We start from the raw sequence: 14,281 nt of genomic DNA, 5'->3' as shown, positions 1-14,281 counted from the left end.
CATAAAACGCTAGTAATCTGCTTTAGTTTGAACGAAACTTATTCATTTCTCTTTGACTTCCATTTTTCAAACTTAACTTTAGCTTCATCACTTACCATTGGGTACAACCCTATAACAGGTTCCCCTCCTTCTACCATTTCCAAAACGAAATCTTCATACGAGGTCATCTGAATGCATTCATCTGCAACCTCATCGGCAAGATGTGCCGGGATTACCATTACTCCGTCATCATCGCCGAGTATAATATCACCAGGAAAAACTGCTACATCGCCACAACCAATAGGATCATTTATAGCTATAGCTTGGTGCAAGGTTAAATTGGTAGGTGCTGTAGGTCTATTATGATATGACGAAAAATCTAAATCGGCAATTTCGGCGGAGTCTCTAAAGCCGCCATCCGTAATAATACCTTCTGCTTTTCTCACCATTAATCGTGTTACCAAAATAGATCCTGCAGATGCCGCTCTAGCATTTTGCCTACTATCGATTACCATAACACTACCTTCTGGGCATTCTTCTACCGCTACCCTTTGTAAATGCTTAGGATCTCTAAAAACCGTAATAGGATTCAGATCTTCACGAGCAGGTATGTAACGCAAGGTATACGCCTCGCCCACCATTGTCGGTCGACCTAATTTTAATGGTTTTACATGTTGTATAAACTGATTTTTTAATCCCTTTTTAAATAAACAGGTTGCAACGGTTGCCGTACTAACCTTTCTTAATTTATCTTTTGTTGCTTTAGCTATTTTGGTCATTCTTTTTGATCTGAAAATTTATATTATTCCGCTTTTTTCCATGCTTCTTTGATAAAGGTTAAATCCTTTTTCATCTTAGCGAATACTTCTTTTTTATCTATTGTAATTTTTGATGCACCGTGTTCGGCTCCACCGAGGTCATATTCTAAATGTAATGACATGGGAACGTTTATCTTATACTTTTTGAGTAAAGAAAAGTATCGATTAAAATCTACCATACCTTCCCCTAAAGGCGTATTAATAGGCTCCCAGACTCCATCTTTCTTTCCCCATTTAAAATCTTTGATAACTATAGATTTGATATACGACTGAATGCGTCTTAAATCTAACTCCCAACTTTTGCCGCCTTCTACTACCGCATGCCTTATATCGTACTGACATCCTAAAAACTCATTGTTCGTTTTTGAAAAAATCGTAGGCAGATCCCAAATCGGTGCACCTACATGATTACCTGCATGATTTTGATAGCACCCGATTAATCCTAATTCTTTATTTAGGATTTCTAAATGATTAGCCTGCGTGGCATATGTTGCCAGACTTTCTTCTATTGATTTTTCTTCAGGGTAACTTAACCAACCTGTTCTATAATATTCAAACTTTAATGCGCTCGCTGTCTTTAAAACTTTTTGTTGACCGGCGTCTGTAATATCCCAAACATTGGTGGTCATCATCTTGGACTTCAATCCATATTTTTTCATGGCTTCTACTGCCTTAGGTAAATCTTCATTTACCCTTTCTGGCAATACATGACCTTTGGGGCGGACCGTTAAATCTAATCCATCGAATCCAATTTCTGCAGCTACTGCTGACATCTCATTGTAATCAAGAAATTGTAAATGTTTAGAGAATAAGTGCACTTCAATAGCATCATCTGCAGCGAACATTGGTTTTAGCAAATCACTATCTAACCGCACCAAAGGCATGCCTGCCAATGCCATAGCTGACTTTTTTGTGAAATTTCTTCTAGAAATACCTTTTTTATCTTCTCTCATTTTTAATATCTCTTTTGTATTTTATCAATAGGTTTTGTGTTAATTAGTTGCCATTCTTACAAATATATGTATTTTTGGTCAACCAAACTGGTTAACCAGTTTATCGTGATTGTAGCATAAATCACATACCTAAAACCTACATTTAGTTTCAAACCAGATTAACAACATAGATAATGAAAAAATATTTTCTACTAATAGCTTCCGTTTTTCTACTAATCTCTTGTGGTGAAAAAGCAACCATAAATACTATTACCGTAAACGATATTACAGAATTGAACAAAGCTATATCTGAAGCAAAACCTGGCGATGATATTGTTATGACCAATGGAGATTGGAAAGATGTAAATATAAAATTTGTTGCCTACGGAAACGAGCAAAACCCTATTACCTTACGTGCAGAAACACCTGGTGAAGTTCGAATTACCGGTACTTCTGATTTGAAACTTGCTGGCGAGTATTTGAATATAAATGGTCTAACCTTTACCGACGGCTCATCACCTTCTTCAGCTATTATCGATTTCGGTATTAGTGAAGACTCGGTTGCAAATCATTGTAAGATTACCAATTCTGCTATTATAGATTTTAACAAGGCACAGCGAAACCAAACAGATTTGTGGGTCTTATTTAAAGGTCGACACAACGAGCTTGACCATTGCTACATTGCCGGAAAATCTAATAGAGGACCTACAGTTAGAGTAGATTTAGCAGGTAATAATAGTATTAAGAACTACCATAAAATCACCAATAACTATTTCGGACCTCGACCACCTAAAGGCGGACCAAGTGCCGAAACCATTCAACTTGGTAATAGCTTTACCTCAATGGCGCCAAGTTATACGTTGGTTGAAAATAACTTTTTTGACCACTGTAATGGTGAAGTAGAAATTATTTCTAGTAAGACCAATTTTAATGAGTTTAGAAATAATGTGTTTTTCAAAAGCGAAGGTTCTCTTGTTACAAGACATGGTAACTACTGCATTATTGATGGTAATGTTTTTATAGGGGATGAAAATTCTGAACAAATAGGCGGAATTCGGTTAATAGGAACGGGACACTGGGTAACTAATAATTATTTCTACAATTTAAACGGACAAACATTTAGGAGTCCGCTTGCCGTAATGAACGGGATTCCTAAATCACCATTAAATAGATATTTACAGGTTACCGATGTTGTTGTTGCCAACAACTCTTGGGTAAATTGTGTATCGCCTTGGCAATTTGGTGTAGGATCCAATACTGACCAAAAAGATATTTTGCCTAAATCTGAGATTCGATCTGCCACCCCAATACGAACTATTGTAGCAAATAACCTTATTTATAATGATAAGGGTGACAAGCAACCTATCGTTGCACATGATTCTATCGACGGTATTGATTTTAAAAGCAATGTCATCAATAACCAAGGTGTGATGTTCAAAGCTGTTGACGGACTTTCACAAAAAGATTTTGGCACCACTGTAGCTGATGGCGATATTTTAATGCCAGATAATTCATTAGCTGAGTTTGAACTTTATAACGGATTTGAATTTGACCAGATCTCTGCCGATTTGTTCGGTAACTCTAGAGCAGACAAAAAATTAGTCGGTGCTGTAATAGGCAAGCCAGTGAATAAAAAAGATATGATGGATGTATCTCAATATGGTCCTGACTGGTATTCTAACACAACTTCTAAGAGCACCGAAAACAAAACGCATTCAGCTAGTACTAGTGACGAACTTATCAGTGCAATTTCAACTGCCAAAAGTGGAGATACTATTGTATTATCTGCCGAGCGTTACGATTTAAGTTCTCCACTAAAAATTGCTAAGACCATAACTATTATGGCTGCTACATCTGACGCAAAGTCGATTGTTGAATATAAGGGAGCATCTGAAACTCCGGCATTCGAAATGAATGGAAAAGGACAACTTACACTTAATAATATTAAACTTATTGGGAATAAAGAACAATATGCTTTTGCCAGTTTAAAAAATAACATGTCTAGCCTTTACAACCTTACGGTTGTTGACTGTGAAATATCGAATTTCGATTATGTTTTAAAAGCTTACAAACTTTCGTTCTCTGAGTATATAACTTTTAAATCTACACAAATAAAAAATTGTGCAAATGGTTTAGAACTATCTGAAGAAACAGATGACAAAGGCGAATACAATGCCGAGAATATTACAATTGACAACTGTCTGTTTGACGGGGTTGCTAGTAACGTGATCGACTATTATAGAGGCGGCTACGACGAATCTACCGTTGGTGGTAATTTGATAGTAACCAATAGCACATTTACACATTGTGGTTCGAAAGCTGAAGAAGGTCTACTTCTTAACACCTATGGTATTATCAATGTAAACCTGGCAAACAATAAGTTCATTGACAACCCTATAAAATTAGTTGCTCGTCTTTGGGGTGCTAAAAACAACAGGTATTCAGATAACGAAATCAAAAACTCAGGCAAGATACTAGTTGAAGAAAATTTACCGCTTAAACTGATGTATTAATCATCCACTAGTAAAACAATACACCATGAAAAAATCGATAGTTACCATCATTGCAGTAATAGCGCTATTTGCCTGCAAAGACAATTCAAAGAAAGCTTCAGACACAAATGAAGAAGCAACAACAGAAATTGAAACTTCAGTAAAATATCCTAGCGATGTTATTCCGTTTATGGACGAATGGAAAATTCTATTAGGTGATGGCACCTACGAGGATAATCTTAAAGATTATGCCAAAGATGATTTCTTTTATGTTGCGAATGATGGAAAAACGGATTGGGTAGTTTACAAAACACCTAACAGTGGTATCACTTCAAGAACCTCTAGTAACACCAGAACAGAGCTAGGTCAAAAAGCACATTGGATTCCTGAAACTGGCGGAAAATTAAACGGGACTCTAAAAGTACAACACGTATCTACTTCTGGCGATGCAAGAGTTGCCGCTTCTTACGCTGTGGTAGTAGGACAAATACATAGTGCTGAGGGACACGAAAATGAACCGATAAAAATATTCTACAAGAAATTCCCTGGGCATACAAAAGGCTCTGTTTTCTGGAATTACGAAATAAACACAGCAGGTGATAATTCAAAAAGATGGGATTATTCTTCGGCTGTTTGGGGTAATGACATGTCTGTTGTTGGAACAGACGCAACAACCCCTCCTGCAGAACCAGAAAATGGTATTGAATTAGGTGAAGAATTTAGCTATGAAATAAATGTTTACAAAGGCATCATGTACCTAACCTTCGAAAGCGATGGTCATGAAACTGTAAAGTTCACTAAGAATCTATTAGCGTCTGAATTCACCAAAACCTTACCTGAGCAAATTAAAACATTATATGCCTCTATTGGTCGTGATGGTCTTGAACGCGAAAATGCATACGCTGGCGAAATTCAGTATTTCAAACAAGGTACATACAACCAAACGAATGGCAAATCTCCTGAAGATAATATTGTATGGAGTACGGGTGCCGACACCTATGATGGCGATATTGCAAAGCAATATGCAAATGGTGATTATACCGAAGTGTGGTTTAGAGAAGCAACCGTGGGTGCAGGTACTGAACCAAATGAGGAATAGCATTCAGTTTTCTTATCGGGTTGATATTTGAAGTTTATTTAGACCGTAAACAAATCACTCTTTATGTGACCAAATAAACTTCTAATTACTGATAGATTTGCCAATAATGGAATTTATCGAATTGATGATTTCTAAAGTAGATAATTATCGATTCGTAATTTAAACCACCCTTTTTATGTTAAATATTTGCTAGTCTTACAAATATCCTTATTTTTGGTAAACCAATTTGGTTAACCAATTTCAACTCATGAGACGATACCACCTTCTATTCTTATCTGTTTTTATATGCCTAGCATATTCCTTTACCACACCACAACAAACTTATACCGTAAAAAATGTAGCAGAGTTTACAGCTATACTTCAAAAAGTACAGCCTGGTGACAGTATCGTTCTTGCCAATGGTGTTTGGATGGATTCTGAACTACTCTTCGAAGCAAACGGTACCGCAGAAAAACCGATCACACTTATCGCAGAAGAAAAAGGAAAAGTGATTTTATCTGGTGCATCTAATTTAAGAATTGCTGGTGATCACTTAATCGTTAAAGGTCTCGTTTTCAAAAACGGCTATACGCCTACTAACGCAGTTATATCCTTCAGAAAAAGCAGGGAACAAATGGCTAATAATTCTCGCCTTACTGAATGTGTAATCGATAACTTTAATAATCCAGAGCGCCAAGTTCAAGATTACTGGATTACCATCTATGGAAAAAATAACCGCATAGACCATAACCATATTGCAGGTAAAAAGAATTTAGGGGTAACCATGATTGTTGGTTTGGATACCGAAGATAGTAGAGCTAACAATCACCAAATAGATCATAACTATTTTGGACCACGCCCTACCTACGGTAATAATGGAGGTGAAACCTTAAGAATAGGAACTAGCCACCATGCGCTAGAAAAGTCGAATACCTTGGTTGAATCTAACTATTTTGATAAAACCAACGGTGAGCATGAAATCATCTCTAATAAATCTTGCAATAACACTTTCAAATACAATACCTTTTTTGAATGTACAGGTACACTAACAATGCGCCATGGTAACGAAACATTGGTTGATGGCAATGTATTTATTGGAAATAACAAACCAAGTACTGGCGGAGTTCGTGTCATCAATGAAACACAAACTGTAATTAATAACTACCATGTTGGTTTAACAGGTTATCGTTTTAGAGGTGCCTTCGTAATGATGAACGGTGTGCCAAATTCACCACCAAACAGGTATGTACCTGTTATCGATTCTAAAGTAAACAACAACACTTTTGTTAACTGCGAAAACATACTTTTTGGTGCAGGCAGCGATGCCGAAAGAAGTCAGGCTCCAAGAACATCTGAGTTTTCAGAGAATATCATTTACAACGATACCAAAAAAGATGTTTTCACTATTGATGATGATATTAGTGGCATCACTTTCAAGAACAACATTCTTGGTGAAAATTCAGAAACTACTATTGCAGAAGGATTTAAGAATGCCAAAATAAAACTGGTAAAAGACAAAAACGGATTCCCGATTCCTACTTCTAATAAGATAAAAACTAAGGTTGTTATTAGTCCGAATATCGCAACTAAAGAAAATACGGGAGCATCGTGGTATTCAAAAGCAGATAATACGGTTGCATTAAACTCTGGCAACACTATCAAGGTAGCCGCAGGTATCAACACCTTATATGATAAAGTAAAAGAATCGAAAGCCGGTGATATTATCATTCTTGAAGAAGGTGGTACTTACTTATTGACCAAAGCGGTTAAAATTAACCACCCACTTACTTTTAAAACGATCGGCAAAGAAAAGGCAACCATCTTATTTGAAAGAATGATGGCTTTTGAAATTGAAAATGGCGGTAGTCTATCTCTAGAAAACATCACTTTCGACGGTACTAAATCTCCAGATTATGCTGGTAACTCTGTTATCAGTACCAGCAAAAAATCTATGATCGATAATTACAAACTGTTTATTGACAGGTGTGAGTTTAAAGATATGATCGTAAACCACTCTTTCGATGTACTACGAGTTTCAAAAGGAACTTTTGCCGACACTATTAGCATTCAAAATTCTAAGTTTAAAAACATCTCTGGTAGCATTGCAGCCTTAGATAAAGAAACTGATGACATTGGTGCTTACAACGCAGAGTATTTCATAATGAATAATAATGCCATCAACGATTTACAAGGCGCTGCATTACGTTTGTATAGAGGTGGTAAAGATGAAAGTACTTTTGGTCCGTTTTTAGAAATGGAACACAATGTATTTGACCACGTGGGCTATGGTTCTAAAAATAAATATGATGCTACCGTTTCTTTATACGGAGTTCAAGAAACCGATATTAAAAACAATATTTTTAAAGATAGTAAAGCCATTAACATGCACCTTGTAGTCGGTGAACCAATTGTGAAAGTTCTAAATAACGCCTTAAGTAATTCAGAGAAACTTATGGTTACCGGCGATCAGAAATATCAAGTGGAAAACCAATGGGAACTTGCCCCCGAATTCTCTGAAGACACCAACTACGCATTACCTTTAAATTCTCCATTAAAAGGAAAGGGTACTGATGGCAAAGATTTAGGGCTACTAAAAAACGAATAACACACATGATCAAATACTTTAAAACAGTACACGTTTTTATTTGCGCTATATTAATAACATTCAGCGTAACTGCACAAGAACACCCAAGCCTAATTCTTACCAAAGCGGGCGTTGAAAAAATAAGAGCAGAATTAGGTTCTGTACCTTTATTTGATGCCTCGTTACAAAAATTAAAAGCTGAAATCGATGCCGAAATCGCTTTAGGCATCGACACTCCTATACCAAAAGATTATTCTGGTGGCTATACACATGTTCGTCATAAACGCAACATGATCGTAATGCAACAGGCTGGTGTTTTATATCAAATATTAGACGATGATAAGTATGCGAAGTATGTAAAAGACATGCTTATGCAATACGAAGGAATGTATAAAACATTACCTCTGCACCCGAAAACAAGATCTTATGCTCGTGGTAAATTGTTTTGGCAATGTTTAAACGATTCTAACTGGTTGGTTTATGTGAGCCAAGCTTACGATTGTGTATATAATTACTTAAGTGCAGCCGAAAGAAAAAAGCTAGAAAAAAATCTTTTTAAACCATTCGCAGATCACATTTCAGTTGATAGTCCGCAATTCTACCAAAGAGTACACAACCATAGTACATGGGGTAATGCAGCTGTGGGCATGATTGGTTTAGTAATGAATGACAAAGAATTAATAGATCGCGCTTTATACGGTATTCCAGATTTAGAGATGGATAAAACTGCTAAAGACGATGATGGCGGATTTATTAATAAAGAAGGTAAAGCCGGATTTTTAGCAAACATTGAAGAACCTTTTTCACCAGATGGGTATTATAACGAAGGTCCATACTACCAGCGTTATGCCATGTATCCTTTTTTGATTTTTGCAGAAGGATTACACAATGTAAAACCAGAATTGAAAATTTTTGAATATAAAGAAGGAGTACTTTTAAAATCAATCAATGCGCTTTTAAATTTATCTGATGCAGATGGAGATTTCTTTCCCCTAAACGATGGTCAAAAAGGAATGTCTTATTACAACGATGCCTTAGTTACCGCTGTAGATATTTCTTATTATTTCGGAAACCAAGATCCCGGATTATTAAGTATTGCAGAAAAGCAAAATAAAGTATTGTTAGACGACTCTGGATTGGCAGTAGCACTTGGCGTGAAAAATGGAAAAGCAAAACCTTTTGATAAAAAATCAATTAATTTATCTGACGGACCTAACGGAAAACAAGGTGGTGTCGGTATTTTACGTAGCGATGATTTAGAACTTGTTTTTAAATATGCAGCTCAAGGGTCAAGTCATGGTCACTATGATAAGTTATCATACTCCTTCTACGAAAATGGCGATGAAGTATTACAAGATTACGGATTGGCACGTTTTGTTAATATTGAACAGAAAGGTGGCGGTAATTATCTGAAGGAAAACAAAACTTGGGCGAAGCAAACGATTGCCCATAATACATTAGTGCAAAATGAGAAATCTCACTACCAGGGCAAATATGATATTGGTAGTAAGTACAATCCTGACTTGTATCTTTTTGATGATTCTAATGCCGATATACAAATTGTTAGTGCTATAGAGACTAATGCGTATCCTGGTACAGAGATGCACAGAACAATGGCGATTATTAAAGACGACGAATTCGAAAAACCATTCATGCTTGATATACTTCGAGTTAAATCTGATAGCACCAACCAATATGATTTGCCCTTTTATTTTATGGGTCAAGTATTGAACACAAATTTTGAATACGAAGTTCCGAAAACCCTTGAGCCTTTAGGTTCTGATAATGGGTATCAACATTTATGGTCTGAAGGCTGTGGAAGTACAACAGAAGAAAACACTAAATTAAGTTGGTTAGATAAAGGGAAGTTCTACACATTAACCTCTGCAACATCAAAAGATGATGAGCTAAGATTTGTACGAATAGGTGCAAATGACCCTGAATTTAATTTACGAAGAGAGGCTGGTTTTATTATCCGCAGAAAAGATACTCAAAACACACTTTTTGTTTCAGCGATAGAAGCACATGGTAGCTATAGCCCAGTTTCAGAATCTGCTGTTAATTCTAATAGTTCTATTTCAACATTGAAAGTAGTATTAGACACTGTAGATTACACTGCTATTTCAATAACTACTGTAAAAGATTCTACCAAACTATTTATTATTGCAAATACAAATACTTCAAAAGAAGCTACACATACATTAAAAATTAACGATAAGAATTATGAGTGGTCTGGTTCTTATTATTTTAAATAAAAACATAAAAATTTAATATTATGAAAAGATTTAGCGAAAAATATGTCATTACAAAAGACATGGAATGGGAAGTACTTGGCGGCGGAGTATCAAGAAAATTCTTAGGGTATGACAACCAAATTATGATGGTTAGAGTAAAATTCGATAAAGGAGCATTAGGTGCACCTCACCAACATTTTCATACACAAGCTACTTACTGTGTTTCAGGTAAATTCGAATTTGTAATCGATGGTGAAAAACAAATCGTAGAAGCAGGTGACGGAGTTTATATTGAACCAAATTTGTTACATAGTGCGGTTTGCCTTGAAGAAGGTGAACTTATTGACACTTTTAGCCCTGTAAGAGAAGATTTCTTAAGTGGTGTGGGTCCATCTTATTTTGGAGATAAAGAGTAAGACCTAATCTATTTACAGTTACTTTTTGCGGCTTTAAATAGATTTTTTGACTATTATTTTTACTAACATTTAAATGCTGAACCAATACTTATGACAACAGAAAATATGTCCTTCTCAGGAAAATTTAAAAAACGTCTCAAAGATTTTGGTCCAGCATTTTTTATTATTGGTTATGTTGTAGGTACTGGTAGTGTTACCTCAATGGTAGTTTCTGGGGCCAAATATGGTCTTAGCCTTTCTTGGGCTCTACTACTCTCTTGTTTTTTTACGTACTTCTTATTGGTCTCTATTAGTAAATTGACCATCGTCTCTGGAAATACCCTAATGTTCAATTTTAAAAAGGCATTCGGTAAACCACTCACTATTTTTATCATTACTGCTTTACTCGTCTCTATAGTTTCATCTTGCATAGGTGTTATGGGCGTAGTAGCCGAAGTAACAATGGAGTGGATTTCAGTAAAAACTTCCATTTCATTTCTTAACAAACCTGTAGTTTCCATCTTTTTTATCGCTTTGCTTATCGGACTCTTTTGGACCGGTAAACACGAAAATTTCATAAAAGCCATGAGTATTATGGTTGGCTTTATGGCTCTGGCTTTTATTATTACCAGCTTTATGGTCGTAAAAGAAGCTGGCACATCTATTACCGAATTCTTCCCTGAATTGCCTAAAGGTGATAATAACGGATTGGTAATTGCCGGTATAGTAGGTACTACAATGGCAGGTGTTTGTTTAGCATCGAGAAGTATTCTCGTTCAAGAACAAAACTGGGGATTAAAAGATTTAAAGACCGAGAATAAAGATGCGATGTCTTCAATGGTAATGACCTTTTTTATAAGTCTTGCCATAATGATCAGCGCAACGGGTACATTATACTTTAAAGGAGCTCCTGTTGAAGACGCTACAGATATGATGCATGCATTAGGACCATGGGCAGGAGATTTCGCTCTTACCTTATTTACATTAGGTATTATAGGTGCAGGTTTGTCTTCTATTTTTCCAAATCTATTATTATTTCCTTGGCTGGTCGCTGATTACACAGGTACAGAACGCGACATGAAAAAACCACTATACAAACTGATTGTTGTATTGGTGGCACTGTCTGGTTTAATTGTTCCTATTCTAGGAGGAAAACCAGTTTGGATATTAATTGCTTCACAAGCATTAAGTCCTTTCGTAATGCCTTTGATTACACTGTTTCTAATTATCCTACTGAACAAAGAGAGTATCATGAAAGAGTACAAAGTAGGTTTCGGTATGAATTTGGCTTTAGGTGCCACTTTTATTTTCAACTGTTATATGCTTTACGTTGCGTTAAACGGGTTTATTGATTTCATTCAGTAAACAAACAAACGCTAGTTTATTTTATTTAACAAGTAACTTTTATGAAGAATATTCTACTAGCGATTACGGTTATTATTGCACTAGCTTCTTGTACAGAAAATACCTCTAAAAAAGGTCTTGTTGTTAATGACATTTCCGAATTAAACACAGCAATATCGAAAGCTACTCCTGGGGACAATATTTTATTAGCCGATGGTATATGGAAAGATGCTGCCATAAAATTCTACGGTCATGGTACAGAAAAAGAACCAATTACCATTAGCGCAGAATCACCTGGCAAAGTATTTCTAGAAGGCAATTCATTTCTAGAACTAGGCGGAGCCTATTTAAACGTCAGCAATCTCTACTTTAGAAATGGCTACTCCCCTAACGGTGCTATTATTCGCTTTATGATCAACGAAGATAGCGTTGCCAATCATTGCCGAGTAACCAATACCGTAATAAAAGATTTTAATCAACTGAATAGGTATACCAATGACCGTTGGATAGAGCTTTACGGTAAACACAACCAATTCGACCATAATTATATATCCGGCAAATCTAATGACGGAGAAACGTTAAGAGTATTTTTTACAGGCAACCAACATATCGATAATCACCATCAAATTGTAAACAATTATTTTGGACCACGCCCTAGAAAAGGAGGTCCGAGAGGTGAGACCATTCGTATCGGTGATAGTAAAACCCGTTTTTCACCAGGCTATGTAAATGTATCTGATAATTATTTTGAAGCTTGTAATGGTGAGGTTGAAATCATATCCGACAAGACAAATTTCAATTCTTTCAATCATAATATCTTTTACAAATCTGAAGGTTCTTTAGTATTACGACATAGCAATTACGCCAAAGTAAATGGCAACATTTTCATTGGCGGTGATGATTCTGAATTCTATGGCGGCATTAGAGTTGTAAACGCGGGACATTGGATCACCAATAACTATTTCTATAAAATTAAAGGAGAAGAATTTAGGTCGCCACTTGCAATAATGAATGGTATACCCATGACACCTTTAAACAGATACTTACAAGTATCAGATATTGTGGTCGCTTTTAATACTTGGATAGATTGTACATCGCCTTGGCAAATTGGTATAGGTCAAAACCTAGAAAGCGCCAGTGTGTTACCTGCGAGTGAAATTCGCTCTGCACCACCTATACGATCTATTGTTGCGAACAATCTTATCTATAATTCGAAAGCTGATAAAAAACCTGTTATTAACCACAGTGAAATGGAGGGCATTTTATTTAAAAATAATATTATTGACAATGATGGATCTGTCTATTCAGAATATGATGTACTACAAAACGGAGAAGTAAAAATGGAGCAAATTAATGAATGGCTCTTGGCTCCTACAGATTTTAAAGACAGTATTTCAAAAATGGTGTATAACGGATTCGATTTTGCTAAAATTGATAAGGATCTTTTTGGTACTTTACGAAGTGATAAAAATAGCCCTGGTGCTATTATCGACCTTTCAGCAGCCAAAAAGTTTGTAATTGAAAAGAAAAAGTACGGACCAGACTGGTTCTCACCCGAAGAAGAAGTTTATGAACCTCAAATAATAAAAGCTACTGCTGCGCAAGGCGAACTTGCTAAAAATATTCAACAGGCTCATAGTGGCGACATCATAGAATTAACCGATGCAGTCTATCAATTAAATGCTCCGTTAGCTATAGACAAAAGTATCACCATACGTTCAAAAGACGCTACCACTAAAGCTCAATTAATATTCACGAATGATAAAGATAGCGTGGCTTTTAAAATGAAGCCTACCGGAAATTTAAGATTAGAACATATTATAATAAAAGGCTTAGATAACCAGATTGCCTTTGCACCATTAAAAACCAATATGTCATCTGCCTATGATTTGGACTTAGAAGATTGTGAAATAACCGATTTCGCCTTTATCTTAAAAGCTTATAAAGGTTCTTTTGCCAATAGTATTTCATTGAAAAATACTGCTTTCAATAATTGCTTAAACGGTATAGTTCTCGCTGCCGATGAAAAGGGGGACTACAATGCCGAAATGGTTACAATTGATAATTGTGCATTTGACAATATTGGGCAGAATGTTATTGATTTCTATAGAGGTGGTTATGATGAATCTACTATTGGCGGTTATTTGACAATAAAAAATAGCAGTTTTACCAATTGTGGAAAGAATGAAAAAAGTGATATCCTATTAAAAACCAAAGGTATCATCAACGTGCTAATTGCAGATAACACTTTCAAGAACAATCCTGTTAGTTATGCAGCTCTTTTATGGGGAGAAAAGAATAATCATCACGAGAATAATTCAACTATAAATTCTGGTGAAATTAAAGTGGAAGAACAGCAGAAACTAAAAATTCTATACTAAGAGAATTCCTAGTTTCTACTGCTATATAAATTATAAGAAATACA

9 protein-coding genes are annotated in these 14,281 nt (G+C 35.8%); 7 read left to right on the top strand and 2 right to left on the bottom strand.

Annotated elements, in window-relative coordinates; translation table 11 throughout:
- Nucleotides 1-38: 38 nt before the first annotated feature.
- Nucleotides 39-758 (bottom strand): ribonuclease activity regulator RraA, encoded by a 720-nt coding sequence (locus tag QSV08_RS19355; RefSeq protein WP_324025338.1) that lies wholly within the window; start codon nucleotides 756-758, stop codon nucleotides 39-41.
- Between the two features lie 23 nt (nucleotides 759-781).
- Complete coding sequence (locus QSV08_RS19350; protein ID WP_324025337.1) at nucleotides 782-1,750, bottom strand: sugar phosphate isomerase/epimerase family protein; 969 nt, start codon at nucleotides 1,748-1,750, stop codon at nucleotides 782-784.
- 173 nt (nucleotides 1,751-1,923) lie between these two features.
- On the opposite strand from QSV08_RS19350, the gene QSV08_RS19345 reads away from it, so the two are divergent.
- The 7 genes from QSV08_RS19345 (at nucleotide 1,924) to QSV08_RS19315 (ending at nucleotide 14,237) form a co-directional block, all read left to right on the top strand.
- The gene (locus tag QSV08_RS19345) at nucleotides 1,924-4,242 is read left to right on the top strand and encodes a chondroitinase-B domain-containing protein (RefSeq protein WP_324025336.1); all 2,319 of its coding nucleotides are present in this window, start codon (nucleotides 1,924-1,926) and stop codon (nucleotides 4,240-4,242) included.
- A gap of 25 nt (nucleotides 4,243-4,267) precedes the next feature.
- Nucleotides 4,268-5,320 carry a polysaccharide lyase family 7 protein gene (locus QSV08_RS19340; RefSeq protein ID WP_324025335.1) on the top strand — a complete coding sequence of 351 codons (1,053 nt, stop codon included), beginning with the start codon at nucleotides 4,268-4,270 and terminating at the stop codon, nucleotides 5,318-5,320.
- 247 nt (nucleotides 5,321-5,567) lie between these two features.
- A complete protein-coding gene (locus tag QSV08_RS19335; protein ID WP_324025334.1) occupies nucleotides 5,568-7,904 on the top strand; it encodes a chondroitinase-B domain-containing protein in 2,337 nt (778 codons plus the stop codon).
- 5 nt (nucleotides 7,905-7,909) lie between these two features.
- Nucleotides 7,910-10,138, top strand: coding sequence for an alginate lyase family protein (locus tag QSV08_RS19330; RefSeq protein ID WP_324025333.1), 2,229 nt, complete (start codon nucleotides 7,910-7,912; stop codon nucleotides 10,136-10,138).
- Nucleotides 10,139-10,158: 20 nt separating this feature from the next.
- Nucleotides 10,159-10,533 carry a cupin domain-containing protein gene (locus tag QSV08_RS19325; protein ID WP_036156630.1) on the top strand — a complete coding sequence of 125 codons (375 nt, stop codon included), beginning with the start codon at nucleotides 10,159-10,161 and terminating at the stop codon, nucleotides 10,531-10,533.
- Between the two features lie 90 nt (nucleotides 10,534-10,623).
- On the top strand, nucleotides 10,624-11,877 hold the full coding sequence (locus QSV08_RS19320) for an Nramp family divalent metal transporter (RefSeq protein WP_324025332.1): 1,254 nt from the start codon (nucleotides 10,624-10,626) through the stop codon (nucleotides 11,875-11,877).
- A gap of 41 nt (nucleotides 11,878-11,918) precedes the next feature.
- Nucleotides 11,919-14,237: a chondroitinase-B domain-containing protein gene (locus QSV08_RS19315; RefSeq protein ID WP_324025331.1), complete on the top strand. Its 2,319-nt coding sequence runs from the start codon at nucleotides 11,919-11,921 to the stop codon at nucleotides 14,235-14,237.
- Nucleotides 14,238-14,281: the final 44 nt, after the last annotated feature.

It is taken from the genome of Maribacter sp. BPC-D8 (assembly GCF_035207705.1).
In the GTDB taxonomy this organism is placed as follows: Bacteria; Bacteroidota; Bacteroidia; order Flavobacteriales; family Flavobacteriaceae; genus Maribacter.
The sequence above is the reverse complement of the archived record's forward strand: the minus strand, read 5'-3'. Positions and strand labels throughout refer to the sequence as shown.

What these genes read in the sequence shown, in the direction of transcription:
- QSV08_RS19345 (WP_324025336.1), top strand. Translation starts at nt 1,924, where the DNA reads ATGAAAAAATATTTTCTACTAATAGCTTCCGTTTTTCTACTAATCTCT.
- QSV08_RS19315 (WP_324025331.1), top strand. Translation starts at nt 11,919, where the DNA reads ATGAAGAATATTCTACTAGCGATTACGGTTATTATTGCACTAGCTTCT.
- QSV08_RS19320 (WP_324025332.1), top strand. Translation starts at nt 10,624, where the DNA reads ATGACAACAGAAAATATGTCCTTCTCAGGAAAATTTAAAAAACGTCTC.
- QSV08_RS19325 (WP_036156630.1), top strand. Translation starts at nt 10,159, where the DNA reads ATGAAAAGATTTAGCGAAAAATATGTCATTACAAAAGACATGGAATGG.
- QSV08_RS19330 (WP_324025333.1), top strand. Translation starts at nt 7,910, where the DNA reads ATGATCAAATACTTTAAAACAGTACACGTTTTTATTTGCGCTATATTA.
- QSV08_RS19335 (WP_324025334.1), top strand. Translation starts at nt 5,568, where the DNA reads ATGAGACGATACCACCTTCTATTCTTATCTGTTTTTATATGCCTAGCA.
- QSV08_RS19340 (WP_324025335.1), top strand. Translation starts at nt 4,268, where the DNA reads ATGAAAAAATCGATAGTTACCATCATTGCAGTAATAGCGCTATTTGCC.
- QSV08_RS19350 (WP_324025337.1), bottom strand. Translation starts at nt 1,750, where the DNA reads ATGAGAGAAGATAAAAAAGGTATTTCTAGAAGAAATTTCACAAAAAAG.
- QSV08_RS19355 (WP_324025338.1), bottom strand. Translation starts at nt 758, where the DNA reads ATGACCAAAATAGCTAAAGCAACAAAAGATAAATTAAGAAAGGTTAGT.